The 25,237-nt window shown below is 70.0% G+C and carries 24 protein-coding genes and 1 tRNA gene; 24 read left to right on the plus strand and 1 reads right to left on the minus strand.

The annotated features are described in order from the left end of the window. Positions 1-33 precede the first annotated feature (33 nt). The 5 genes from ABZ818_RS22540 to ABZ818_RS22560 all read left to right on the plus strand — a co-directional run bounded on the left by ABZ818_RS22540 (position 34) and on the right by ABZ818_RS22560 (position 3,719). Positions 34-219, plus strand: coding sequence for a hypothetical protein (locus tag ABZ818_RS22540; RefSeq protein ID WP_361417311.1), 186 nt, complete (start codon positions 34-36; stop codon positions 217-219). Continuing rightward, positions 212-1,591, plus strand: coding sequence for a replication initiator protein RepSA (gene repSA / locus ABZ818_RS22545; protein ID WP_361417314.1), 1,380 nt, complete (start codon positions 212-214; stop codon positions 1,589-1,591). Before ABZ818_RS22540 ends, repSA begins: the two co-directional genes overlap by 8 nt. Beyond that, a complete protein-coding gene (locus ABZ818_RS22550) occupies positions 1,588-1,776 on the plus strand; it encodes a helix-turn-helix domain-containing protein (protein ID WP_361417317.1) in 189 nt (62 codons plus the stop codon). The genes repSA and ABZ818_RS22550 overlap by 4 nt, the downstream gene beginning before the upstream one ends. After that, on the plus strand, positions 1,773-3,146 hold the full coding sequence (locus ABZ818_RS22555) for a tyrosine-type recombinase/integrase (protein ID WP_361417320.1): 1,374 nt from the start codon (positions 1,773-1,775) through the stop codon (positions 3,144-3,146). The genes ABZ818_RS22550 and ABZ818_RS22555 overlap by 4 nt, the downstream gene beginning before the upstream one ends. A gap of 192 nt (positions 3,147-3,338) precedes the next feature. Then, positions 3,339-3,719 carry a DUF6083 domain-containing protein gene (locus tag ABZ818_RS22560; RefSeq protein ID WP_361417323.1) on the plus strand — a complete coding sequence of 127 codons (381 nt, stop codon included), beginning with the start codon at positions 3,339-3,341 and terminating at the stop codon, positions 3,717-3,719. Positions 3,720-3,891: 172 nt separating this feature from the next. On the opposite strand, the gene ABZ818_RS22565 is transcribed toward ABZ818_RS22560, so the two are convergent. Beyond that, positions 3,892-3,963, minus strand: a tRNA-Arg gene (locus ABZ818_RS22565). Positions 3,964-4,024: 61 nt separating this feature from the next. On the opposite strand from ABZ818_RS22565, the gene ABZ818_RS22570 reads away from it, so the two are divergent. The 19 genes from ABZ818_RS22570 (at position 4,025) to ABZ818_RS22660 (ending at position 25,236) form a co-directional block, all read left to right on the plus strand. Then, positions 4,025-4,546 (plus strand): response regulator, encoded by a 522-nt coding sequence (locus ABZ818_RS22570; RefSeq protein ID WP_361417326.1) that lies wholly within the window; start codon positions 4,025-4,027, stop codon positions 4,544-4,546. A 191-nt stretch (positions 4,547-4,737) separates the two neighbouring features. Then, entirely contained in the window at positions 4,738-5,787 is a 1,050-nt protein-coding gene (gene nrtL / locus ABZ818_RS22575) for an ArgS-related anticodon-binding protein NrtL (protein ID WP_361417329.1), read from the plus strand. Positions 5,788-5,813: 26 nt separating this feature from the next. Further along, positions 5,814-7,205 (plus strand): diaminopimelate decarboxylase, encoded by a 1,392-nt coding sequence (lysA, locus tag ABZ818_RS22580; protein ID WP_361417332.1) that lies wholly within the window; start codon positions 5,814-5,816, stop codon positions 7,203-7,205. Between the two features lie 209 nt (positions 7,206-7,414). After that, entirely contained in the window at positions 7,415-8,707 is a 1,293-nt protein-coding gene (locus tag ABZ818_RS22585) for a homoserine dehydrogenase (RefSeq protein ID WP_361417335.1), read from the plus strand. Positions 8,708-8,713: 6 nt separating this feature from the next. Beyond that, a complete protein-coding gene (gene thrC / locus ABZ818_RS22590; RefSeq protein WP_361417338.1) occupies positions 8,714-9,772 on the plus strand; it encodes a threonine synthase in 1,059 nt (352 codons plus the stop codon). 693 nt (positions 9,773-10,465) lie between these two features. Continuing rightward, complete coding sequence (thrB, locus tag ABZ818_RS22595) at positions 10,466-11,395, plus strand: homoserine kinase (protein WP_361417341.1); 930 nt, start codon at positions 10,466-10,468, stop codon at positions 11,393-11,395. Between the two features lie 417 nt (positions 11,396-11,812). After that, positions 11,813-13,834 (plus strand): transcription termination factor Rho, encoded by a 2,022-nt coding sequence (rho, locus tag ABZ818_RS22600; RefSeq protein WP_361417344.1) that lies wholly within the window; start codon positions 11,813-11,815, stop codon positions 13,832-13,834. Between the two features lie 408 nt (positions 13,835-14,242). Then, the gene (locus ABZ818_RS22605; protein WP_361417347.1) at positions 14,243-15,382 is read left to right on the plus strand and encodes an LCP family protein; all 1,140 of its coding nucleotides are present in this window, start codon (positions 14,243-14,245) and stop codon (positions 15,380-15,382) included. A 171-nt stretch (positions 15,383-15,553) separates the two neighbouring features. After that, positions 15,554-15,778, plus strand: a complete 225-nt coding sequence (gene rpmE / locus ABZ818_RS22610) for a 50S ribosomal protein L31 (RefSeq protein WP_014675000.1) — start codon at positions 15,554-15,556, stop codon at positions 15,776-15,778. A 117-nt stretch (positions 15,779-15,895) separates the two neighbouring features. Then, positions 15,896-16,963 (plus strand): peptide chain release factor 1, encoded by a 1,068-nt coding sequence (gene prfA / locus ABZ818_RS22615; RefSeq protein WP_361417350.1) that lies wholly within the window; start codon positions 15,896-15,898, stop codon positions 16,961-16,963. A gap of 95 nt (positions 16,964-17,058) precedes the next feature. After that, positions 17,059-17,898 carry a peptide chain release factor N(5)-glutamine methyltransferase gene (prmC, locus tag ABZ818_RS22620; RefSeq protein ID WP_361417534.1) on the plus strand — a complete coding sequence of 280 codons (840 nt, stop codon included), beginning with the start codon at positions 17,059-17,061 and terminating at the stop codon, positions 17,896-17,898. A gap of 52 nt (positions 17,899-17,950) precedes the next feature. Continuing rightward, on the plus strand, positions 17,951-18,598 hold the full coding sequence (locus ABZ818_RS22625; RefSeq protein ID WP_361417353.1) for an L-threonylcarbamoyladenylate synthase: 648 nt from the start codon (positions 17,951-17,953) through the stop codon (positions 18,596-18,598). Then, a complete protein-coding gene (locus ABZ818_RS22630; protein ID WP_361417356.1) occupies positions 18,595-19,227 on the plus strand; it encodes a protein-tyrosine-phosphatase in 633 nt (210 codons plus the stop codon). The genes ABZ818_RS22625 and ABZ818_RS22630 overlap by 4 nt, the downstream gene beginning before the upstream one ends. A 542-nt stretch (positions 19,228-19,769) precedes the next feature. Continuing rightward, positions 19,770-21,008 (plus strand): serine hydroxymethyltransferase, encoded by a 1,239-nt coding sequence (gene glyA / locus ABZ818_RS22635; protein WP_361417537.1) that lies wholly within the window; start codon positions 19,770-19,772, stop codon positions 21,006-21,008. 139 nt (positions 21,009-21,147) lie between these two features. After that, positions 21,148-22,551, plus strand: a complete 1,404-nt coding sequence (locus ABZ818_RS22640; RefSeq protein ID WP_361417359.1) for an MraY family glycosyltransferase — start codon at positions 21,148-21,150, stop codon at positions 22,549-22,551. A gap of 301 nt (positions 22,552-22,852) precedes the next feature. After that, positions 22,853-23,299: a hypothetical protein gene (locus ABZ818_RS22645; protein ID WP_361417362.1), complete on the plus strand. Its 447-nt coding sequence runs from the start codon at positions 22,853-22,855 to the stop codon at positions 23,297-23,299. Between the two features lie 225 nt (positions 23,300-23,524). After that, positions 23,525-24,346, plus strand: coding sequence for a F0F1 ATP synthase subunit A (gene atpB, locus ABZ818_RS22650; RefSeq protein WP_361417365.1), 822 nt, complete (start codon positions 23,525-23,527; stop codon positions 24,344-24,346). Positions 24,347-24,420: 74 nt separating this feature from the next. Beyond that, positions 24,421-24,651 (plus strand): ATP synthase F0 subunit C, encoded by a 231-nt coding sequence (gene atpE / locus ABZ818_RS22655; protein WP_030672351.1) that lies wholly within the window; start codon positions 24,421-24,423, stop codon positions 24,649-24,651. Positions 24,652-24,693: 42 nt separating this feature from the next. Then, complete coding sequence (locus tag ABZ818_RS22660; RefSeq protein WP_361417368.1) at positions 24,694-25,236, plus strand: F0F1 ATP synthase subunit B; 543 nt, start codon at positions 24,694-24,696, stop codon at positions 25,234-25,236. Position 25,237: the final 1 nt, after the last annotated feature.

A 25,237-nucleotide genomic window follows, 5' to 3' on the forward strand; every position in this document is an offset into this window, starting at 1 on the left:
TCCTTCCAACCGCAATCGAAAGGAACCACCATCATGACCCAGCACACCCCGCCCGCACCGAGGATCTGCCCGGCCTGCGACGGCTTCGCCTCCGCCGCCATCACCCTCGGCGGCCGGGACCCGCGCGGCCACCTGCGCACCATCACCGCACACTGCCCGGCCTGCCACGGCACCGGCACCGTCCCCGCCCGCCGCGACCGGGAGGGCGCCCGTGCCTGACGCCCTGCTCGACCCGACCACCCTCGGCGACCTGCTGAGGGTGGCCTCGGCCTCCGACTACCACCGCTGGGAAGACCAGATCCGCCGCACCGGCGGCTGCGCCGACCCCATTCATCTGACCGGCTGGGTCCTGCACAAAGACAAGACCACCGGCGAGACCCTGCACTACTACACCACCGAGAACGAGCCGGGCGGACGGCTCCGGGTCGCCTGCGGCAACCGCCGCGCCTCCCGCTGCCCGTCCTGCGCCTGGATCTACGCGGGCGACACCTACCACCTCATCCGCGCAGGGCTCGCGGGCGACGGCCGCCGCGACATTCCCGCCACCGTCCGCGACCACCCACGCGTGTTCGCCACCCTCACCGCGCCCTCGTTCGGTCCGGTCCACAACCGTCCCGACCGTGGCGCCTGCCGCTGCGGCACCCGTCACGCCGCGGACGCCCCGGAACTGGGCACCGCCCTCGACCCGGCCACCTACGACTACGCGGGCGCGGTCCTGTTCAACAACCACGCCGGTGAGTTGTGGGTGCGCTTCGCCAACCGGCTCCGCCGCGAGATCGCCGCCCGCGCCGGCCTCACCCAACGCGAACTGAAAGAGAACTGCCGCGTCTCGTACGGCAAGGTCGCCGAGTTCCAAAAGCGCGGTGCCGTCCACTTCCACGCCGTAATCCGCATCGACGGACCGGACGGCCCGGACTCCCCGCCGCCCTCCTGGGCCACCATCACCCTGCTCACCGAGGCGATCCACGCCGCTGCTCGCCACGGCTACAGCAGCGTGACCGTGCCCGCCGCGGGCGACCAACCCGCCCGCACCTTCCAGTGGGGGCGACAGCTCGACGTGCGGCCGGTGAATGCGTTCGGGGACGGCTCTGACTTGACCGAACAGGCCGTCGCCTCCTACGTCGCCAAGTACGCCACCAAAGCCGCCGAGAACACCGGCACCCTCGACCGGCGTATCGGCGAACTCGCCGACCTTGACCGCCACGGCGTCCCCGACCACGCCCGCCGCCTCATCACCGCATGCCGCGACCTCGACGAGCTGTACCCGGGCCGGCGCCTGTGGGCCTGGGCTCACATGCTCGGCTTCCGCGGCCACTTCTCCTCCAAGTCCCGCCGCTACTCCACCACCCTCGGCGCCCTCCGCCAGGCCCGCGCCGACTACCGCGCCACCCAGGAACACGCCGCCCTCGGCCTCGACGATCGCGACCCCGACACCGTCCTGGTCCTCGCCGACTGGCAGTACGCCGGACACGGCCACACCCCCGGCGAGTCCGCCCTCGCCGCCACCATCGCTCGTGATCTCCAACTCAACCGCGAGATCGCGCGCGAAGCCCTACGTGACCAACTCAGCCAGGAAGGAGCATTGACATGAAAGACGAGCTGATGACCGTTTGGGAGGTCTGCGCTGAACTCAAGGGCATCTCACGTCGGACCTTCTATCGCTGGCGCGAGTTGGGGGAGGCACCGCAGGCCTTCAAGTTGCCCAACGGAGAACTGCGCGTGTGGCGCAGCGACTTCAACGCATGGCTGAATGCCCGAGAGCGGGCCGCAGCATGAAGTCTCTTGATGTGAAGGTTTGGGGAGTCCGGAAGAGAAACACCAAGAAGTCGTCTTATGACGTCAGGTGGACGGTCGCCGGCAACGTGTTCTCCGAACAGTTCCGTACCAAGGGGCTTGCGGACCACTACCGGGCCAAGCTCCTTCGAGCCACCCGCGATGGTGAAGAGTTCGACACCGTCACGGGACTGCCTGACTCGATGGTCGAGAAGGAGCCTTCGACGACCTGGTACGCCTTCGCTCTGAAGTACCTCGCCATGAAGTGGCCGCACGCCGCGCCGAACACGCGCAACGGGATCAATGAGTCGCTGACCACCGTGACCATGGCTCTTCTCGACGACCGTCCGGGGCGGCCGTCCGATGATCTACTCAGGAAGGCGCTGCGTAACTGGGCCTTTGTCCTGCCCGGCCCCAGTGATCGCGAATTACCGACCGAGATCGCGAACACCCTGCATTGGGTGACCAAGGCTTCACGCCCTCTGTCTGACCTCGGCGACGCTGCGATCGGCAGGGCAGTCCTGGACTCGCTCAAACTGAAGCTCGACGGGACGGCGGCGGCCGCGGAGACCGTTCAGCGCAAGCGTCGGACTCTCGTGAACGCATTGCACTATGCGGTGGATCTCGGGGAGTTCAAAGAAAACCCGATCACTGTTATCCGCTGGAAGAAGCCGAAGGTAGCCGGGGAAGTCGATCCCCGGGTAGTCGCCAATCCGGAGCAGGCTCGGTCCCTACTGACTGCGGTCTCGTACGTCGGCGGGTACGGCCGGGCACGTGGTCGTCGACTCGTCGGCTTGTTCGCCTGCATGTATTACGGCGCCCTACGTCCCGCTGAGGCTGTCGGACTCACCAAAGCAGACCTGAAGCTGCCGAAGACCGGCTGGGGGACGGCCCTGCTGAACCGGACGCGTCCTAGTGTCGGCAAGCAGTGGACGGACTCCGGCGAGACCCACGACGACCGCGGCCTGAAGAACCGGCCGGCCGAAGAGGTCCGGCTCGTACCGATCCCGCCTCAGCTCGTCGCCATCCTCCGGCAGCACCTCGACACCTTCGGCACCGCGGAGGACGGGCGCTTGTTCACTAACGAACGCGGGGGAGTGGTCGGCTCCTCGACGTACTACCGCGTCTGGCAGGAGGCTCGGGCACTGGCGCTCTCGCCAACTGCGGTCGCTTCGCCGCTCGCTGCCCGGCCGTACGACCTCCGGCATTCGGCGCTGTCGACGTGGCTCAACTCCGGTGTGGACCCCACAGAGGTGGCCGAACGCGCGGGCAACAGCGTTGAGGTCCTGCTGAGCCGCTACGCCAAGTGCATCGACGGACGGCAGGAGATCGCCAACCGCAAGATCGAGGAGCTGTTGCGCGAATACGAGTGATCACGTGCACAGGCGTCAGCCCCCAGCCGCCCTGGCCGGGGGCTTCGTCGTGTCTCAGCCGCGCGTCGTCGGCCGTTGGTTGCTGGTTGCACCTGCCGCGTCGTCTTCCGTTTCATTGGTGGACGAGTGCCCCAGGTGTCCCGTCCGGTTCGCGGTCTACGCATGTGCCATTGGGATGGCGACTCTCGCGGTATGGGGGTTTTCGAAGAGGAACCGCGTCGGCTCGGTGGTGGGCAGTCCCGCTGTCCGTACTGCGGGCTGGTGGGGGAGCGGGTGGCGACGCTTGAGCATGATTGGGTGCTGTTGGAGCCGGACATGGCTCCACTGGCCCATACGGTGCCGGCGGAGCATCGGTGGATCGAGCTGTCTGACGGGCGGGTAACGGTCTACGGGGTATGCCCGCCAGATCCGTATCAGCGGTGTCGTATCGAACACCGGCTTGCCTGCTCGAAGCAACCGCTGCCGGATCTTTGGCCATGGCTGACGGCACTGCGAGACGAGAACGCGCGGGGTGCGAAGCGGCAGGAGGATCCGGAGTCGCCAGAGCTGCCGGAATGGACGGACGCCGGTTAACGGTCTTCCGCATTCGACGGCTGACCTGGGCAGACGCTCCAAGATCCTGTCCACGAATAGTCCACAGACGGCGTCCTAGGGCCGCTCAGCGCTGCATACGCCTGCGCATACAAGAAGACCCCGGCCTCAGCGTTTCCGCTGGTGACGGGGTCTTTGGGCACCTCATGAAGGGTGCCCCCGGCAGGATTCGAACCTGCGCACACGGCTCCGGAGGCCGTTGCTCTATCCCCTGAGCTACGGGGGCGGGTCGGGCGCGTTGTCTGCGCGGCGACGGGTAGAACACTACCAGTTCCGGGAGGGTGGTCATGAACGTTTTCCGGTGGGGCCCCGGGGTGGGTCCTCCGGACGGGGTGGAAGTGGGGAAAAGCCGGACGCGGTGGCCGGTCCGGACCTACTCTCGAGTGGTGCCAGCCGCTTCGGGTCGGGTGCTTGTTGTGGACGACAACAAGGTCATCCGGCAGCTGATCAGGGTCAATCTTGAGCTTGAGGGGCTCGAGGTCGTGACCGCAGCCGATGGTGCCGAGTGTCTGGATGTCGTGCATCGGGTGCAGCCCGATGTCGTCACGCTCGATGTCGTCATGCCGCGGCTGGACGGGCTGCGGACCGCGGCCCGGCTGCGGGCCGATCCGCTCACCCGTGAGCTTCCGCTTGCCATCGTCAGCGCCTGTTCGCAGTACGAGGTCGAGGCCGGGCTCGACGTCGGTGTCGACGCCTTCCTCGCCAAGCCCTTCGAGCCGGCGGAGCTCGTGCGGCTCGTGCGGCGGTTGATCGACGGTGGGGCCCGTGGGGCCGGGGAGGCCGAGCCCGCCGGGCGCAGCAGCGGTTGATCGGTTCGTGGGTATCGGCAAGTGGGCGGGGCATTCGCCGCTGCCCCAGCTGATCGACGTCTTCGCCCAGGCCGGCAGGCCCGGACTCGGGCGCTCCACGGCCCCGTGGATCCTTCGGTTTCCGTCCACATGGCGATACCGCGCCCAAATGAGTTCGCATACCCACCCCCCTCCTCCCCTACGCTTGTCCCGTGACCCCCGTGGAGCTCTCCCGTACCGTGCTGAGCGCGGTTCGTCGCGCTGTCGACGTGGGGGAGCTGAGCGTCGGCGTGCCCGAGCGGGTCGTGGTCACGCCGCCTCGGCCCGGCGGTTGTGGCGACTACGCCACCAACATCGCCCTCCAGCTCGCCCGGCCCGCCGGGCGGCCCGCCCCGCTCGTCGCCCAGGTGCTCCGGGGCCATCTGCTCGGCCTCGACGGCATCGACGACGTCACCGTCACCGGGCCCGGGTTCCTCAACATCAGCCTCCGCGATGGCGACGCGGATGCCGCCCTCGTCCGGCTGGTGGACGGCATTCGGCGGTCCGGCGAGCGGTACGGGTACGCCCCGCGGCCGACCGGGACCGTCGTCGAGCTGCGCTGTCCTGGCGAGGTCCGTGCCGTCGTCGTCGCGGATGCCGTGGCCCGGCTTCTCCGGTCCCAGGGGAGCGAGGGAAGGGTCAGCTGCGCGAGTGCTCTCCCCGCCGACTGGCAGCGGATCCTCGGCGTCCATGTCGATGCCCCCGGTGACGCGCGCCCCGGTGTCGACATCCGGCCCGTCCCCGCCCCCGCCGACCCCCTCCCTCTCGCCCGCGACGCCGCCCGCTGGGCCCTGTTGCTCCCCGCCGGTCACGACCGGCCCCGTATCGGCGACGAGCATCTCGTCCAGCGCGAGAGCAACCCGCTCTTCCGCGTCCGGTACGCCCACGCCCGTACCCGGGCCCTCGGCCGCAACGCGGCCGACCTGGGCTTCGGCGCCGAGGCGGGGCCCGTCGACGTGGTCCCGTCCGAGCTGGTCGCCCTGCTCGCCGACCATCCTCGCGTGCTGTCCCGCGCCGCGGACCACCGCGCTCCCGACGTTCTCGCCCGGCACCTCGTCAGCGTTGCCGATGCCGTGCTGCCCTTCCTCGCGACCGTGCTGCCGCGCGGGGAGGAGAAACCCTCGGCCGCCCACCGCGCCCGGCTCGCCCTTGCCGAAGCCGCCGGGACGGTGCTGGCCGGTGGCCTGTCCCTGCTCGGCATCGATGCACCCGAACACCTCTGAGAGAGTCCACAGAGAGCCGCACTGACATGAGCCGTTCCGCACATCCCGCCGGGCCCCGTCACGCCGACGTCCTGCCCGAGGGGCACTACTCCGCCCCGCCCGCCGACCTCAACGCCCTCGACCCCAAGGTCTGGGCGCAGACCGTCCACCGGCGCGAGGACGGTGTCGTGACCGTCGGCGGTATCGCCGTCACCGACCTCGCCGAACAGGTCGGCACCCCCGCCTACGTCCTCGACGAGGCCGACTTCCGGGCCCGGGCGCGGGCCTGGCGCAACGCCTTCGGGCACGACGCCGACGTCTTCTACGCCGGGAAGGCCTTCCTGTCCCGGGCCGTCGTGAGGTGGCTCGACGAGGAGGGGCTGAACCTCGACGTCTGCTCCGGCACCGAACTCGCCACCGCGCTCTCCGCCGGAATGCCGGCCGAGCGGATCGCCTTCCACGGCAACAACAAGTCCCCGTACGAGATCCAGCGGGCCGTCGAGGCCGGGGTCGGGCGGATCGTGCTCGACTCCTTCCAGGAGATCGTGCGGGTCGCCCACATCGCGCAGTCCCTCGGGAAGCGGCAGCGGGTGCAGATCCGGATCACGGTCGGCGTGGAGGCGCACACGCACGAGTTCATCGCCACCGCGCACGAGGACCAGAAGTTCGGCATCCCGCTGGCCGGGGGACAGGCCGCCGAGGCCGTACGGCGGGCCCTCCAGCTCGACGGGCTCGAACTCATCGGCATCCACTCCCACATCGGGTCGCAGATCTTCGACATGTCCGGGTTCGAGGTGGCCGCGCACCGCGTGGTGCGGCTGCTCAAGGACATCCGGGACGAGCACGGGGTCGAGCTGCCGGAGATCGACCTCGGCGGCGGGCTCGGGATCGCGTACACCAGCAACGACGACCCGCGTGAGCCGCACGAGATCGCCAAGGCGCTGACCGAGATCGTCACCCGTGAGTGCGAGGCCGCCCGGCTCCGTACGCCCCGTATCTCCGTCGAGCCGGGGCGCGCCATCGTCGGGCCCACCGCCTTCACGCTCTACGAGGTCGGCACCATCAAGCCGCTGGAGGGGCTGCGGACATACGTGTCCGTGGACGGCGGCATGTCCGACAACATCCGCACCGCGCTGTACGACGCCGAGTACAGCGTCGCGCTCGTCTCCCGGGTCTCCGAGGCCGAGCCGATGCTCGTCCGGGTCGTGGGCAAGCACTGCGAGAGCGGGGACATCGTGGTCAAGGACGCCTTCCTGCCGGCCGACCTGGCACCCGGTGACCTCATCGCCGTGCCGGCCACGGGTGCGTACTGCCGGTCCATGGCCAGCAACTACAACCACGCGCTGCGTCCGCCGGTCGTCGCCGTCGCGGGCGGGGAGTCCCGGGTGATCGTCCGCCGGGAGACGGAGGAGGACCTCCTGCGGCTCGACGTCGGATGACCCCAATGACTCCCGTAATGGCAACGACAGCAATGCCGACGACGTCAATGACGCCGACGGTGACCGCGGCGCGGGGCGGCCGGAAGATCTCCTGTTTTCCAGGCCGACGAAAATGAAATAAACGTCTCACGATCCGGACAAATAGCAGAAACTCCTTTCCGGTGGGTGAGACTGGTCCAACCGTAGACGGTATGAGGAAACGAGGTCGGATGATGCGTACGCGTCCGCTGAAGGTGGCGCTGCTGGGCTGTGGGGTTGTCGGCTCAGAGGTGGCGCGCATCATGACGACGCACGCCGACGACCTCACAGCCAGGATCGGGGCCCCGGTGGAACTCGCCGGGGTCGCCGTGCGGCGTCCCGACAAGGTGCGCGAGGGCATCCCCGCCGACCTCGTCACCACCGACGCCACCGCGCTCGTCAAACGGGGCGACATCGACGTCGTGGTCGAGGTCATCGGGGGGATCGAGCCCGCCCGGACGCTCATCACCACCGCCTTCGAGCACGGCGCCTCCGTCGTCTCCGCGAACAAGGCCCTGCTCGCCCAGGACGGGGCCGCCCTGCACGCCGCCGCGGAGGCGAACGACAGGGACCTCTACTACGAGGCCGCCGTCGCCGGTGCCATCCCGTTGATCCGGCCGCTGCGCGAGTCCCTCGCCGGGGACAAGGTCAACCGGGTGCTCGGCATCGTCAACGGCACCACCAACTTCATCCTCGACAAGATGGACTCCACGGGGGCCGGCTACCAGGAGGCCCTCGACGAGGCCACCGCGCTCGGGTACGCGGAAGCCGACCCGACCGCCGACGTCGAGGGGTTCGACGCCGCCGCCAAGGCCGCCATCCTCGCCGGGATCGCGTTCCACACGCGCGTACGGCTCGACGACGTCTACCGCGAGGGCATGACCGAGATCACCGCCGCTGACTTCGTCTCCGCCAAGGAGATGGGCTGCACCATCAAGCTGCTGGCCATCTGTGAACGGGCCGAGGACGGGGGGTCCGTCACCGCCCGCGTGCATCCCGCGATGATTCCGCTCACCCACCCGCTGGCCTCCGTGCGCGGCGCCTACAACGCCGTGTTCGTCGAGTCCGACGCGGCCGGGCAGCTCATGTTCTACGGGCCCGGCGCCGGCGGCTCGCCCACCGCCTCCGCCGTGCTCGGCGACCTCGTCGCCGTCTGCCGCAACCGGCTCAGCGGGGCCACCGGGCCCGGCGAGTCGGCGTACGCGGCGCTGCCCGTGTCGTCCATGGGCGAGGTCGTCACGCGCTACCACATCAGCCTGGACGTCGCCGACAAACCGGGCGTGCTCGCCCAGGTCGCCACCGTGTTCGCCGAGCACGGGGTTTCCATCGACACTGTTCGCCAGCAGGGCAAGGACGGCGAGGCCTCACTCGTCGTCGTCACCCACCGTGCTTCCGACGCCGCCCTCGGCGGGACCGTGGAGGCGCTGCGCAAGCTCGACACCGTGCGGGGTGTCGCCAGCATCATGCGGGTTGAAGGAGAGTAACCAGCAATGACCCACCAGTGGCGCGGAATCATCGAGGAATACCGGGACAGGCTGCCGGTGTCCGACAGCACGCCGGTCGTGACGCTCCGTGAGGGCGGTACGCCCCTCGTGCCCGCGCAGGTGCTCTCCGAGCGCACCGGCTGCGAGGTCCACCTCAAGGTGGAGGGCGCGAACCCGACCGGGTCCTTCAAGGACCGCGGTATGACGATGGCGATCAGCAAGGCCAAGGAGGAGGGCGCGAAGGCTGTCATCTGCGCCTCCACCGGCAACACGTCCGCCTCTGCGGCCGCCTACGCCGTACGGGCCGGGATGGTCTCCGCGGTGCTGGTGCCGCAGGGCAAGATCGCGCTCGGCAAGATGGGCCAGGCGCTCGTGCACGGCGCGAAGATCCTCCAGGTCGACGGCAACTTCGACGACTGCCTCACGCTCGCCCGCGCGCTCAGCGACAACTACCCCGTGGCGCTGGTCAATTCGGTCAACCCGGTGCGTATCGAGGGCCAGAAGACGGCCTCCTTCGAGATCGTCGACATGCTCGGCGACGCGCCCGACATCCACGTCCTGCCGGTCGGCAACGCGGGCAACATCACCGCCTACTGGAAGGGCTACCGCGAATACGCGGCGGACGGCGTCGCCACCAGGACGCCCCGCATGTGGGGCTTCCAGGCCTCCGGCAGCGCGCCGATCGTGCGCGGCGAGGTCGTCAAGGACCCGTCGACCATCGCCACCGCGATCCGTATCGGCAACCCCGCCTCCTGGACGTACGCCCTGGCCGCGCGCGACGAGTCCGGCGGTGCCATCGACGAGGTGACGGACCGTGAAATCCTGCGCGCCTACCGGCTGTTGGCCGCGCAGGAGGGCGTCTTCGTCGAGCCGGCGTCCGCCGCGTCCGTGGCCGGACTGCTGAAGGCGGCCGAGCAGGGCAAGGTCGACCCCGGCCAGCGCATCGTGTGCACGGTCACCGGCAACGGCCTCAAGGACCCCGACTGGGCCGTCGCCGGCGCCCCCCAGCCGGTCACGGTCCCGGTCGACGCGGCCACCGCGGCCGAACGCCTGGGCCTGGCCTGACCGCACCACCCGCACCGTCGACGACGAGCGCGACCACGAGTGCGACGACGAACGCGACGACGACCGACCGCGTCCGGCCCCGCACAGCTTGGCCCTGCACGGGTCGGCCTCGCACGGGCCGGCGCAGGTCGACCCGGTGACGGTGGGGCCGGTGACGGCTCAGCCGTCACCGGTCGGTCGTCGCCGGTTCAGCCGTCCGCCGCACGTCGTGCCCTGCCCGACCGAGGTGGCTCCGAGTGCCGGACACGTACGGCTCGGGCTCGTCGCGCACAGGGGTTTCGGGGCGGGGCGGCCGCCGTCGTCCTGTCCCCGAGCGCGGCCCGGTCGGCGGCACCCGCCGTCGACGCTGCCGGCGCCTGTCGGTCCCGCGCTCAGGCCGCTCGCCCGCCGCGTTTCGCCCGGTCGGCGCAACGCGCGCGCACCGCGCAAGGTACGCAACCGCGTGGCGTGCGGAGGCGTCTGTCCCAGGAGACTTCGGAGGAGGGTGGCACGGGGGGCTTGCGACACGCATCGTGCGCCTCCCGTGCGCCCTATGTCGCCACTGAACTTTCCTTCGATAGGCTGTAGGGAACCCGACCGCCGCACACGCCCACGCAGGTGGCGGTGCCGCGTCGTCTCCGCGGCCTGAGGGTCTTCCCCGTTCCTATCGAGTGTCATTCGACCATCACGCAGCTCAAGGAGAGTCAACGAGCGATGGCCGGTCCCGCGTTCCGCGCCGCCGCCGTCCGGGTGCGCGTCCCCGCCACCAGCGCCAACCTCGGCCCAGGCTTCGACGCCTTCGGCCTGTCGCTGGGGCTCTACGACGACGTCGTGGTCCGGGTGGCCGACTCCGGGCTGCACATCGACATCGCCGGCGAGGGCAGCGAGACGCTGCCGCGGGACGAGAAGCACCTGCTCGTCCGCTCGCTGCGCACCGCCTTCGACGTCCTCGGCGGCCAGCCGCGCGGCCTGGAGATCGTCTGCGCCAACCGCATTCCGCACGGCCGCGGCCTCGGCTCCTCCTCCGCCGCCATCTGCGCCGGAATAGTCGCCGCCCGCGCCGTGACCATAGGCGCCGAGGCCAGGCTCGACGACACCGCGCTGCTCGAGCTGGCCACCGAGATCGAGGGCCACCCGGACAACGTGGCGGCCTGTCTGCTGGGCGGGTTCACCCTGTCCTGGATGGAGGCCGGAGCGGCCCGGGCCATCAGGATGGAGCCCTCCGATTCCATCGTTCCGGTGGTTTTCGTGCCGGGAAAGCCGGTGCTCACCGAAACCGCGCGCGGCCTGCTGCCGCGCACCGTGCCGCACGTGGACGCCGCCGTCAACGCGGGCCGCGCCGCCCTGCTCGTCGAGGCCCTCACCCGGCGCCCCGAGCTGCTGTTGCCGGCCACCGAGGACCGCCTCCACCAGGAGTACCGCGCCCCCGCCATGCCGGAGAGCACGGCACTGGTGGAGCGGCTGCGGGCGGACGCCATCCCCGCCGTCATCTCCGGCGCCGGACCCACCGTCATGGCGCTCGCGGACGCGGACACCGCGGACAAGGTGGAGCAACTGGCGGGCGCCGACTGGGCCGCCAACAGACTGAGTCTCGATGTGCAAGGAGCCTGCGTACTGCCACTCGCGGCAGGCGGGGAGATCTGAAATCCGGCGGTTGCCGGATTTCGAGAGGGGGAATGTTTGTTGGATCCGGTAGTGTTAACCTCAAGTCTGCACCCGACCCCACCATGGCGAGGTGCTTTGTGTCCCCGTCCGGGACAGACATTCCTCCGGGAGCCCCCCAAGCCGCACTGTGTGGTGTACGTCGTACCTGGGCAGTACCTCGTATGCGCACACTGAGCGGTCCGCCGGGCACGCTCCGGAATCGGTGCGACCACGCCACGTGACTCAGTGACACTCGGTGCCGCTGATGGTCGAGGAAGCGCCAATCACCAGAAATCTCTTCCGCCGCTTTGGGCGGACCACCGCCCCGGCACGGTTCACCAGCAAGGACCGAAGCCGGACAGCACAACCGGTCGCCGAGCCAGACAGGCCGACGTCCGCTCCAGGGAAGGACCCTTCGTGAGCGACACCACCGATCTGATGGGCGCACGTGTCGAGGAGACCGCTGCCGCGCCCGCCACGGACGCCTCCGCGCCTGCCACCGGTGCCGGCTCCCGGCGGCGCCGCGGTACCGGCCTCGAGGGCATGGTGCTGGCCGAGCTGCAACAGGTCGCATCCGGCCTCGGTATCAGGGGCACCGCGCGCATGCGCAAGAGCCAGCTGATCGAGGTCATCAAGGAGGCGCAGGCGGCCGGGGGTGCCCCCGCCGCGAAGGCCGCGCCTGCCGCGGGGGACGCCACCGAGACCAAGCCGAAGCGCCGCAGCACCTCCCGCACCCGTACGGGCGACGAGGCCGCGCCCGCGAAGAAGGCGGCCGAGGCCCCCTCCGCCAAGCCCTCGAACGACGTGGAGCAGTCGGGCGCCCCCGCCAAGGCCGTGGCGCAGCAGCAGATCGAGATCCCCGGCCAGCCGGCCAGCGAGGACGCTCCGGCCGAGCGCCGCCGTCGTCGGGCCACCGCGGAGGCGGGCGCCCCGTCGGGCAGCGCCGAGACCGTCGCCGCCGAGGCGAAGAGCGAGCCCAAGACCGAGACCCCGGCCCAGCAGCAGTCGCAGGGCGACGCCGGTGACGGCGGCGAGGGCCGTCGTCGCGACCGCCGTGAGCGCGGCCGGGACCGCGACCGCGACCGCCGCGGCAAGGGCGACGACCAGCAGGGCCAGGGCGGCCAGCAGCAGCGCCAGCAGGGCCAGCAGCAGGGCGGCGGCCGGCAGGACCGTCAGCAGCGGCCCGACGAGGACGGGGACGACTTCGAGGGCGGCCGCCGTGGCCGTCGCGGCCGCTACCGCGACCGCCGTGGCCGCCGTGGCCGCGACGACGTCTCCGAGCCGCAGATCGCCGAGGACGACGTCCTGATCCCCGTCGCGGGCATCCTGGACATCCTCGACAACTACGCCTTCATCCGCACGTCGGGCTACCTGCCGGGTCCCAACGACGTGTACGTCTCCCTCGCCCAGGTCCGCAAGAACGGCCTGCGCAAGGGCGACCACGTCACCGGTGCGGTCCGCCAGCCGAAGGACGGCGAGCGCCGCGAGAAGTTCAACGCGCTGGTCCGGCTGGACTCCGTCAACGGCATGGCGCCCGAACACGGCCGTGGGCGGCCGGAGTTCAACAAGCTGACGCCGCTGTACCCGCAGGACCGGCTCCGTCTGGAGACCGACCCGGGCGTCCTGACCACCCGCATCATCGACCTGGTCTCGCCCATCGGCAAGGGCCAGCGCGGTCTGATCGTGGCCCCGCCGAAGACCGGCAAGACCATGATCATGCAGGCGGTCGCCAACGCGATCACGCACAACAACCCCGAGTGCCACCTGATGGTCGTCCTCGTCGACGAGCGTCCGGAAGAGGTCACCGACATGCAGCGGTCGGTCAAGGGCGAGGTCATCTCCTCGACCTTCGACCGCCCGGCCGAAGACCACACCACGGTCGCCGAGCTCGCCATCGAGCGCGCCAAGCGCCTGGTGGAGCTGGGTCACGACGTGGTCGTGCTGCTGGACTCGATCACCCGTCTGGGCCGTGCGTACAACCTGGCGGCCCCGGCCTCCGGCCGGATCCTGTCCGGTGGTGTCGACTCCACGGCCCTGTACCCGCCGAAGCGGTTCTTCGGTGCGGCCCGCAACATCGAGGACGGCGGCTCGCTCACCATCCTCGCCACCGCCCTGGTGGACACCGGGTCCCGCATGGACGAGGTGATCTTCGAGGAGTTCAAGGGCACCGGCAACATGGAGCTCAAGCTCGACCGGAAGCTCGCCGACAAGCGCATCTTCCCCGCGGTGGACGTCGACGCGTCCGGCACCCGTAAGGAGGAGATCCTGCTCGGCGCCGAGGAGCTCGGCGTCGTCTGGAAGCTGCGCCGGGTGCTGCACGCGCTCGACCAGCAGCAGGCGATCGAACTGCTCCTCGACAAGATGAAGCAGACCAAGTCGAACGTCGAGTTCCTGATGCAGATCCAGAAGACCACCCCGACTCCCGGCAACGGCGACTAGGCGTTACGCCAGGTCAGCCGGACCAGCCGGGTAAGCCGGCAAGAGGCGCACCGAAGGCCGCCCCCCTGTTTTCAGGGGGGGCGGCCTTCTGCCGTTGCGGGCCGGGCCGTACGAGCGTTGACCCGTACGAGACCTTCGCCACAGGCGCCGCGCCCCGCCCCGGCTCCCCACGGCGCCGTCCCGCCCCGTGTCATCGCAGGTGAGCCGGGTTACCAAGCGGTACACAGCCCCGCATGGTGCCTATGTCCGTATGTGGTGGACACACAGCGTTGTGCAACCCTTTCCCGAGTTCCCCCGTCTGACCGTACGAGCGACGATAGTGCGGTACGGGTCAATCGACCGAGAAAAGACCGGGGCCCGACCCGACCGCAGGGGGCAACGACCGTAGACACGAGAACCGAGGAGCGCATGCCTGCCGACAGCACGCGAGGACCGGGCATACCAGGGGAGTCCGGCGACACCGGGCCCCGCCGCCGCGCCAAGGGCCGCCGTCGCAAGCCCCCCACTGGGCGGCGCAGGGCCCTGACGGCCATGGCCTGGACCGCCGCGGGGATCGTCGTGCTCGGCGGCGCGGGGGCCGGCTTCCTCTACTTCAAGCTCAACGGCAACCTCAGGACGATCGACATCAACCAGGCCCTCGGCGGCGACCGGCCCACCAAGGCCGACAACGGCTCCGAGAACATCCTGGTCCTCGGCTCCGACACCCGCGCCGGCGGCAACAAGAAGCTGGGCGGCGGCACCGACGACGGCAGTGCCCGCTCCGACACGGCGATGATCGTGCACGTCTACGAGGGCCACAAGAAGGCCGGTGTCGTCTCCATACCGCGCGACACCCTCGTCGACCGCCCCGAGTGCACCGACGCCAAGGGCGGCACGCACGCCGCGGCGCACGACGCGATGTTCAACGAGTCGTACTCCACCGGCGGCGCCGCCTGCGCGGTGAAGACCGTCGAGTCGATGACCGGCCTGCGCATGGACCACTACCTGGAGGTCGACTTCAGCGGCTTCCGGAAGCTCGTCGACGAACTCGGCGGAGTCCCGGTCACCACGACGAGGAACATCGACGACCCGCGGAGCCACCTCGACCTCAAGGCCGGCACGCACACCCTCGACGGACAGCAGGCCCTCGGCCTGGTCCGCACCCGGCACGGCGTCGGCGACGGCTCCGACCTCGGCCGCATCCAACTCCAGCAGGCCTTCGTCAAGGCCCTGGCCGACCAGGTCAAGCACATCGGCGTGCTCACCAACCCCAAGAAGCTCTACGACCTCGCCGACACCGCGACCAAGACCGTCACCGCCGACTCCGACCTCGGCTCGGTGAACGCCCTGATCGCCTTCGCCGACGGCCTGAAGGGCATCAGCTCCTCCCACATGACCATGGTCACGATGCCGGTGCGGTACGACCCGGCCAACCCGAACCGCGTCCTCGTGGAGAAGGCCAAGGCCCAGCAGATCTGGAACGCCCTGAGGAACGACCGCCCCATCCCCAGGACGGCCACGGAAGGCACGGCCACCGGCAAGGCAAGCGGAGTGGTGAGCGCCTCCTAGGGACGGGGGGAAACCCACCCCCGCCCGCGGGGGACCCGCAGGGAATACCCGACCCCACCCCCCGGTTTGGGTGGATGGCCCCAGTCCTGGCAGACTGGTACGTCGGCTCCGGTTCACGCTCCGCATCCCGCGGCTGCGACCCGGCGCCCTCCAGGAACTCTAGGAGACACCTTGAAGCGCGACATCCACCCCGCGTACGTCGAGACGCAGGTCAGCTGCACCTGCGGCGCGTCGTTCACCACCCGCAGCACCATCGAGTCCGGCACCATCCGGGCCGAGGTCTGCTCCGAGTGTCACCCGTTCTACACGGGCAAGCAGAAGATCCTCGACACCGGTGGCCGTGTGGCCCGCTTCGAGGCCCGCTTCGGCAAGGCTGCCGCCGGCTCCAAGAAGTAGCGAGCCCCATTTCGCCGGTCCACGGTCGTGCCCCCACCGCGGGGTGCGCCGGGACCGGCGTTTTTGGTCGCCCGCCTTCCCCCACCCCAGTAGTACAGGCAGTACAGGAGCCGAAAGATGTTCGAGGCCGTCGAGGAACTCGTCGCCGAGCACGCCGATCTGGAGAAGAAGCTCGCCGACCCGTCGGTCCACGCCGACCAGGCCAACGCGCGCAAGCTCAACAAGCGCTACGCCGAGCTCACCCCGATCATCGCCGCGTACCGCTCCTGGAAGCAGACCGGCGACGACATCGACACCGCGCGCGAACTCGCCGCGGACGACCCCGACTTCGCGGCCGAGGTCAAGGAGCTGGAGCGGCAGCGCGAGGAGTTGACCGAGAAGCTGCGCTTCCTGCTCATCCCGCGTGACCCCAGCGACGACAAGGACGTCATCCTCGAGATCAAGGCGGGCGCGGGCGGCGACGAGTCGGCCCTGTTCGCCGGCGACCTGCTGCGCATGTACCTGCGGTACGCCGAGCGGGTCGGCTGGAAGACCGAGATCATCGACGCCACCGAGTCCGAGCTGGGCGGCTACAAGGACGTCCAGGTCGCGGTGAAGACCCGTGGGCAGACCGAGCCCGGCCAGGGCGTGTGGGCCCGGCTGAAGTACGAGGGCGGGGTGCACCGCGTGCAGCGGGTGCCGGCCACCGAGTCCCAGGGCCGTATCCACACCTCCGCGGCCGGTGTGCTGGTCACCCCCGAGGCCGAGGAGGTGGACGTGGAGATCAACCCCAACGACCTCCGCATCGACGTCTACCGGTCCTCCGGGCCCGGCGGCCAGTCCGTCAACACCACCGACTCCGCCGTGCGCATCACACACCTGCCCACCGGAGTCGTCGCCTCCTGCCAGAACGAGAAGAGCCAGCTGCAGAACAAGGAGCAGGCGCTGCGTATCCTGCGCTCCAGGCTGCTCGCCATGGCGCAGGAGGAGGCGGAGCGGGAAGCCGCCGACGCCCGCCGCAGCCAGGTCCGCACCGTCGACCGCTCCGAGAAGATCCGCACCTACAACTTCCCGGAGAACCGCATCTCGGACCACCGCGTCGGCTTCAAGGCGTACAACCTGGACCAGGTCCTGGACGGCGAGCTGGACGCGGTGATCCAGGCCTGCGTCGACGCGGACTCGGCCGCCAAGCTCGCGGCCGCGTAAGACACGTACGCACGCGGGACGTGCGCACGTACGAGCACCAACGGAGGACCAGCGTGCAGCAAGAATCCGGGGGGCGACCCCCGAGTCCCCGCAGCGTGCTGCTCGCGGAGGTGGCGCAGGCCACCCAGCGGCTGGCCGACGCGGGCGTGGACTCGCCGCGCACCGACGCGGAGGAACTCGCCGCGTTCGTGCACGGCGTCAAGCGGGGCCAGCTGCACACCGTGAAGGACGCCGACTTCGACGCCCGCTACTGGGAGGTCATCGCCCGGCGCGAGCAGCGCGAGCCGCTCCAGCACATCACCGGGCGGGCCTACTTCCGGTATCTGGAACTCCAGGTCGGGCCAGGGGTGTTCGTGCCCCGGCCGGAGACCGAGTCCGTGGTCGGCTGGGCCATAGACGCCGTACGGGCCATGGACGTCGTCGAGCCGTGCATCGTCGACCTGTGCACCGGCTCGGGGGCCATCGCGCTCGCCCTCGCCCAGGAGGTGCCGCGCTCGCGCGTGCACGCCGTGGAGCTGAGCGAGAACGCCCTGAAGTGGACCAGCAAGAACATGGAGGGGTCCAGGGTCGACCTGCGCCAGGGCGACGCCCTGACGGCCTTCCCGGACCTCGACGGCCAGGTCGACCTCGTCATCTCCAACCCGCCGTACATCCCGCTCACCGAATGGGAGTACGTCGCCCCCGAGGCCCGCGACTACGACCCGGAGCTGGCGTTGTTCTCCGGGGAGGACGGCCTCGACCTGATCCGCGGCATCGAGCGCACCGCGCACCGGCTGCTGCGGCCCGGCGGAGTCGTCGTCGTCGAGCACGCCGACACCCAGGGCGGACAGGTGCCGTGGATCTTCACCGAGGAGCGGGGCTGGGCCGACGCCGCCGACCACCCCGACCTCAACAACCGGCCGCGGTTCGCCACCGCCCGCAAGGCGCTGCCGTGACCCCCATCAGGACTTCTGACCAGCAGTACGTGTACGAGGAGGCCCGCTGACAATGGCACGGCGATACGACACCAACGACGCCACCGACCGCGTGACGGGTCTGCGCGAGGCGGCGTCCGCCGTCCGTCGCGGCGAACTCGTGGTGCTGCCCACCGACACGGTCTACGGCATCGGCGCCGACGCGTTCTCCTCCGAGGGCGTGGCCGACCTGCTCGCCGCCAAGGGCCGGGGCCGCAACATGCCCACCCCCGTCCTCATCGGCTCCCCGAACACGCTGCACGGACTGGTCACGGACTTCTCCGAGATGGCCTGGGAACTCGTGGACGCCTTCTGGCCGGGTGCGCTGACGCTGGTCGCGCGGCACCAGCCGTCCCTCCAGTGGGACCTCGGGGACACCCGGGGCACGGTCGCGGTGCGGATGCCGCTGCACCCGGTCGCCATCGAACTGCTCACGGAGGTCGGCCCGATGGCCGTGTCGTCGGCGAACCTGACCGGCCACCCCGCGCCGGAGGACTGCGGCGCCGCGCAGGACATGCTCGGCGACTCCGTCTCCGTCTACCTCGACGGCGGCCCGACCCCCGGAAACGTCCCGTCCTCCATCGTCGACGTCACCCGCAAGGTGCCCGTGCTGCTGCGCGAGGGCGCCCTGTCGCCGGAGGAGCTGCGCAAGGTGGTACCCGACCTCGAGGTGGCGAATTGACGGCCCCTGACGCGGGGCGTGGCATAGGCGACACCTTCCGCATCCTGCACGTCAGCACCGGCAACGTGTGCCGTTCGCCCATCACCGAGCGGCTGACCCGGCACTTCGTGGCGGACCGGCTCGGGGATTCGCGGGGCGGCGGGCTGATCGTGGAGAGCGCGGGCACCTGGGGCCACGAGGGCGCGCCGATGGAGGCCAACGCGGAGACCGTGCTGGCCGACTTCGGCGCGGACGCCTCCGGCTTCACCGGCCGGGAACTGCTGGACGAGCATGTGATCTGCGCCGACCTGGTGCTCACCGCGACCCTGGACCACCGTGCCCAGGTCATCTCCATGGGCCACTCGGCCGGCCTGCGCACCTTCACCCTCAAGGAGTTCACCCGCCTGGTGAAGGCGATAGACCCGGCCACGCTGCCTCCCCTGGAGGACGGCGTGGTCGAACGCGCCCGCGCCCTGGTCCGTGCGGCCGCCGCTCTACGCGGGTGGCTCCTGGCCCCGACCGCCGAGGCCGACGAGGTCTACGACCCCTACGGCGCCCCTCTGACGTTCTTCCGCTCGGTCGGCGACGAGATACACCAGGCCCTGGACCCGGTGGTAACGGCCCTGACGGGAGTCCCGGCCCGCGCTTGACGCCCGCCGGGCCCCGCAGCGGACGGGTATCCGCCCCGGGGTCGGCCACCGACCACCCAGTACCTGCCGACGGGCGCCGGCCTTGGTGTGTGCCTGTGAGTCGCCTGACCTTGAAGGGCCCCTAGCCCTGGTCGGGAGTGCCCCGCGGGGCCGCGCACGGGGCGAGTCGGGTCCAGTTGGCCTGCTCTGGCCAGTGGGCATGGTGCGGGTGCGTCGTGGGTCGTGCGTGGGCTGCGTCGATGATCGGCCTCGGCGCGTGTCTGTCGGGCGTCTGGCGGCTCGCAAGCTCGTGCGTGGCTCCGGGGCCCGGCCGGAGGTTCCTGGACCGGTACGCCCCGGCTGGAGGCTCCTGGAGGGGCGTACCGTCCTGTGGGTGACCCGGCGCTCGCCGCTCGTCGCGGTCTGCCGGACGGGGCTTCTGCATTGCGCGCGTGTGAGCAGACAGACGTCTGGGGTCGCCGTGTCGGCGTAAAGGGCCGCGCGGGGTGGGGTTGGTGGGCCTACATTGGACGTACGTCAACGTCGACCGCCCGGAGCCCGACATGTCGGTCATCCCCGTTCTCGAGGCCGATCTCCTGCGCCGGCAGGACCCCGAACTGGCCGACGTCCTGCTGGGGGAACTCGACCGGCAGTCGACGACGCTCCAGTTGATCGCGGCGGAGAACTTCACCTCGCCGGCGGTGCTCGCCACGCTCGGCTCGGTGCTGGCGAACAAGTACGCCGAGGGCTATCCGGGCGCCCGGCACCACGGCGGCTGCGAGATCGTCGACGCGGCCGAACGCCTCGCCATGGCGCGGGCCAAGGCCCTGTTCGGTGCCGAACACGCCAACGTGCAGGCCCACTCGGGCTCGTCCGCGGTGCTCGCCGCGTACGCGGCGCTGCTGCGGCCCGGCGACACCGTCCTCGCCCTCGGCCTGCCCTACGGCGGCCACCTCACGCACGGCTCGCCCGCGAACTTCTCCGGCCGCTGGTTCGACTTCGTCGGCTACGGCGTCGACGCCGAGACCGGACTCATCGACCACCAGCAGGTGCGCACGCTCGCCCACGCGCACCGGCCCAAGGCGATCGTGTGCGGCTCCATCGCCTACCCGCGCCACATCGACTACGCCTTCTTCCGCTCGGTCGCCGACGAGGTCGGCGCCTATCTGATCGCCGACGCGGCCCACCCCATCGGACTCGTGGCCGGCAGGGCGGCGCCCAACCCCGTCCCGTACGCCGACGTGGTGTGCGCCACCACCCACAAGGTGCTGCGCGGGCCGCGCGGCGGGATGCTCCTGTGCGGCGGCGAGCTGGCCGAGCGCGTCGACCGCGCCGTCTTCCCCTTCACCCAGGGCGGCGCCCAGATGCACACCATCGCCGCCAAGGCCGTGGCGTTCGGCGAGGCCGCGACCCCGGCCTTCTCCGCCTACGCCCACCAGGTCGTCGCCAACGCGCGGGTGCTTGCCGCCCGGCTGGCCGCGGAGGGCCTGACCGTCACCACCGGCGGCACGGACACCCACCTGATCACCGCCGACCCGGCGCCGCTCGGCGTCGAGGGGCGTACCGCGCGCGGACGGCTGGCCGCGGCCGGTATCGTCCTCGACTGCTGCGCGCTGCCGCACGCCGACGGCCGCGGGCTGCGGCTGGGCACCGCCGCGGTGACCAGCCAGGGCATGGGCCAGCAGGAGATGGAGTGGATAGCCGTCCTGTTCGGCAAAGTGCTGCGCGGCGAGGTCGACGGGGCGAGCGCGCGTGAGGATGTGCGCGAACTCACTGGCCGGTTTCCGCCGTACCCCGGCTGAGACGGGGTAGCAGAACGGTCGTACAAAACCGTACACAGCCACACGTGCAACCATCGTCGCTACCCGGAAGTCCACATACATATGCCTGCGTCGCTAGGGTGTGGGGCTGAGAAGGCCAGCGAGACCTGTGGGGAAGCCCGTGCGTGAATACCTGCTGACGCTCTGCATCACGGCCGCGGTGACGTATCTGCTGACAGGGCCGGTACGCAAGTTCGCGATCGTCGCGGGTGCGATGCCGGAGATCCGGGCACGTGACGTGCACCGTGAGCCCACGCCCCGGCTCGGCGGGATCGCGATGTTCTTCGGCCTGTGCGCGGGCCTGCTGGTCGCAAGCCACCTCACCAACCTCAACGAGGTCTTCGAGAAGTCGAACGAGCCACGGGCGCTGCTCTCCGGCGCCGCCCTGATCTGGCTGATCGGCGTCCTCGATGACAAGTTCGAGATCGATGCCCTGATCAAGCTGGGCGGTCAGATGATCGCGGCCGGTGTGATGGTCATGCAGGGTCTGACCATCCTGTGGCTGCCCGTGCCCGGCGTCGGCACGGTCGCGCTCACCCAGTGGCAGGGCACCCTCCTCACGGTGGCGCTGGTCGTCATCACCATCAACGCGGTCAACTTCGTCGACGGCCTCGACGGCCTGGCCTCCGGCATGGTGTGCATCGCGGCGGCCGCGTTCTTCATGTACGCCTACCGGATCTGGTACTCGTACGGCATCGAGGCCGCCGCCCCCGCCACCCTCTTCGCGGCCGTCCTCATGGGCATGTGCCTTGGCTTCCTGCCGCACAACATGCATCCCGCGCGGATCTTCATGGGCGACTCGGGGTCGATGCTCATCGGCCTGGTGCTGGCGGCCGGCGCGATCTCGGTGACCGGGCAGGTCGACCCGGACGTGATGAAGCTGTTCTCCGGGTCCGAGCGCAACGCCGTGCACCAGATGGTGCCGGTCTACATCCCTCTGCTGATGCCGCTGACGATCATCGCCATCCCGGCCGCCGACCTGGTCCTGGCCATCGTGCGGCGCACCTGGCACGGCAAGTCGCCGTTCGCCGCCGACCGCGGCCATCTGCACCACCGCCTGCTGGAGATCGGCCACTCGCACAGCCGGGCCGTGCTGATCATGTACTTCTGGGCGGCCCTGATCGGCTTCGGCGCGCTCGCCTACTCGGTCAAGTCGGCGTCCATGTGGATAGTGCTGGGCATCGTGGCCCTCAGCTTCATCGGCCTGGTGCTGCTCCTGCTGCCGCGCTTCACCCCGCGAGCCCCGCGCTGGGCCGAGCAGTTCGTGCCGCCGCGCTACCGGCGCCGGGGCGTGGTGATGGCCCCGGATGCCTCCGCGACGGCGCCGTCCGCGTCGTCCACGGCCTCCACGCCGCAGGAGGCGGCCGTGGGGGCTTCCGCGACCGCGGAGAGCCCCGTGCCGGAGGAGACGCCCGTGGCCGCGGGCGTGCGGGTCCGTGCCGGGTCGGCCGGTGTCAACGGAGCGACCGCCGTCGGAACTCGTTCGCGGGTTCTGGACGGGCGGAAGGCCGGAACGTCGCGCTGACGGCCAAGGTAAGAATCTGACTAAGGCGTTGCCAACCCGTGGGACACTAAATCCCCACAATATCGGGCGAATAGGTCTGGATTTTGCACAGAAGTGCAGCTGTACTCTCACGTGTGAGGGTCAGCACACCATGGAGGTAAAGACCTCATCAAATAGTTTGTGATACCGTTCACGAGTATCCCGGAGAGCCGAAGGGCCACAGTGAGAAGGTCCTGGTGGGGCCGAGGTTTTCTCCCTCGGCACCGGGACTACGCTCGTCCCATGACGACGCCCTGCCCCCTGTGAATGCGGAGTTGCCGCGATGCCGTCCAATGACGCCCGGATCCTGGCCGAGGCCGCTGTGCCCACAGTCGCCGTCGGTGTGGTCGCCGCCGTCGTCAGTGGTGTGGTCGCCGGTGGCAAGGGGGCGATCGGCGCGGTCGTCGCGACCCTGGTCGTGATCCTGTTCATGGGGCTCGGCCTGTACGTCCTGCAGCGCACGGCCAAGTCGCTTCCGCATCTCTTCCAGGCGATGGGCCTGATGCTCTACGCGGCCCAGATCCTGCTGCTGTTCGTCTTCCTGGCCGCGTTCAAGCACACCACGCTGTTCAACCCCAAGGCCTTCGCCTTCACCCTGCTCGCCGCCACGCTGGCGTGGACCGCGGCGCAGACGCGGGCCCATATGAAGTCCAAGATCCTCTACGTCGAGCCCGACTCGGCCCCGTCCACGGCGGGCGAGAAGTCCGAAAAGACGGAGCGCTCGTCGTGAGCGGTAGGGCCGGGATAAAGACGCTTGAGAGATCCTGCTATCGTCCGGTGCCAACTGCGGCATCGCGGGCGCGGGCATCACAGCTGACGCCTGTTCGATCGCGAGGCGAGATGCCCCACTGCCGCCCCCACATCCGTAACACCAGTCCCGTGCCGAACCGCGGCCGCACGCCGCGCCGACACAACGAGGTTGCCGTACCTATGCGCCACGCTGAAGGAGCCCGCGGTGAGTGCTGACCCGACGCAGGTGCTCGCCTTCGAGACCGACTGCCACATCTTCGCCGGCTGTGGCTTCCCCGCTCCGGGCCTGCACTCGTTCCTGTTCGAGCCCCTCTGGGGCAACGCGGACAGCAACCTGTACTTCAACAAGCCGATGCTGCTGGCGCTGCTCGGCTCCATCATCGTCGTCGGATTCTTCTGGGCGGCCTTCCGCAGGCCCCAGGTCGTGCCGGGCAAGCTCCAGATGGTCGCCGAGGCGGGCTACGACTTCATCCGGCGCGGGGTCGTCTACGAGACGATCGGCAAGAAGGAAGGCGAGAAGTACGTTCCGCTCGTCGTCTCCCTGTTCTTCTTCATCTGGATGATGAACCTCTGGTCGATCATCCCGGTCGCCCAGTTCCCGGTGACTTCGATCATCGCGTACCCGGCCATCCTGGCCTTGATCGTGTACGTGCTGTGGGTCTCGCTGACCTTCAAGCGGCACGGCTTCGTGGGCTTCTTCAAGAACGTGACCGGCTACGACAAGTCGCTGGGCGCGGTGCTCCCGCTGGCCATGCTCATCGAGTTCTTCTCGAACCTGCTGGTCCGGCCCTTCACCCACGCGGTCCGGCTCTTCGCGAACATGTTCGCGGGCCACACTCTGCTGCTGCTCTTCACGATCGCCAGCTGGTACCTGCTCAACGGCATCGGCATCGCCTACGCGGGCGTCAGCTTCATCATGACGATCGTGATGACGGCCTTCGAGCTCTTCATCCAGGCACTGCAGGCGTACGTCTTCGTCCTCCTGACCTGCACGTACATCCAGGGTGCGCTCGCAGAGCACCACTGAGCACCCCGCAGAGCAACCCCCTGATCGTCCGGTGGCCAACCCCCACCGGTCCGTAAAGAAAAGGAAGAACTGGCATGTCCCAGACCCTTGCCGCTGTTTCCGGCTCGCTCGGCTCCGTCGGTTACGGCCTCGCTGCCATCGGTCCCGGCGTCGGCGTCGGCATCATCTTCGGTAACGGCACCCAGGCCCTGGCCCGCCAGCCCGAGGCCGCCGGCCTGATCCGCGCCAACCAGATCCTCGGCTTCGCCTTCTGTGAGGCGCTGGCGCTGATCGGTCTGGTCATGCCGTTCGTCTACGGCAAGTGATCAGCTGATCCACTTCCAGCCGACTAGACGAAAGGCAGAAACATGAGCCCGCTGCTCACGGTCGCGGCCGAGACGGAGAACCCGCTCGTCCCGCCGATCCCAGAGCTTGTCATCGGCCTGATCGCCTTCGTCATCGTCTTCGGTTTCCTCGCCAAGAAGCTCCTCCCGAACATCAACAAGGTTCTGGAGGAGCGCCGCGAGGCCATCGAGGGCGGTATCGAGAAGGCCGAGGCCGCGCAGACCGAGGCCCAGAGCGTTCTTGAGCAGTACAAGGCTCAGCTCGCCGAGGCCCGGCACGAGGCCGCGCGCCTGCGCCAGGAGGCGCAGGAGCAGGGCGCCACGCTCATCGCGGAGATGCGGGCCGAGGGCCAGCGTCAGCGCGAGGAGATCGTCGCCGCAGGCCACGCCCAGATCGAGGCCGACCGCAAGTCCGCCGCGTCCGCGCTCCGGCAGGACGTCGGCACGCTGGCCACCGAGCTGGCCGGCAAGCTCGTCGGCGAGTCCCTCGAGGACCACGCCCGGCAGAGCCGTGTGATCGACCGCTTCCTCGACGAGCTCGAGGAGAAGGCCGAGGCGACTCGATGAC

The sequence above is a fragment of the Streptomyces sp. NPDC047453 genome, assembly GCF_040643155.1.
In the GTDB taxonomy this organism is placed as follows: domain Bacteria; phylum Actinomycetota; class Actinomycetes; order Streptomycetales; family Streptomycetaceae; genus Streptomyces.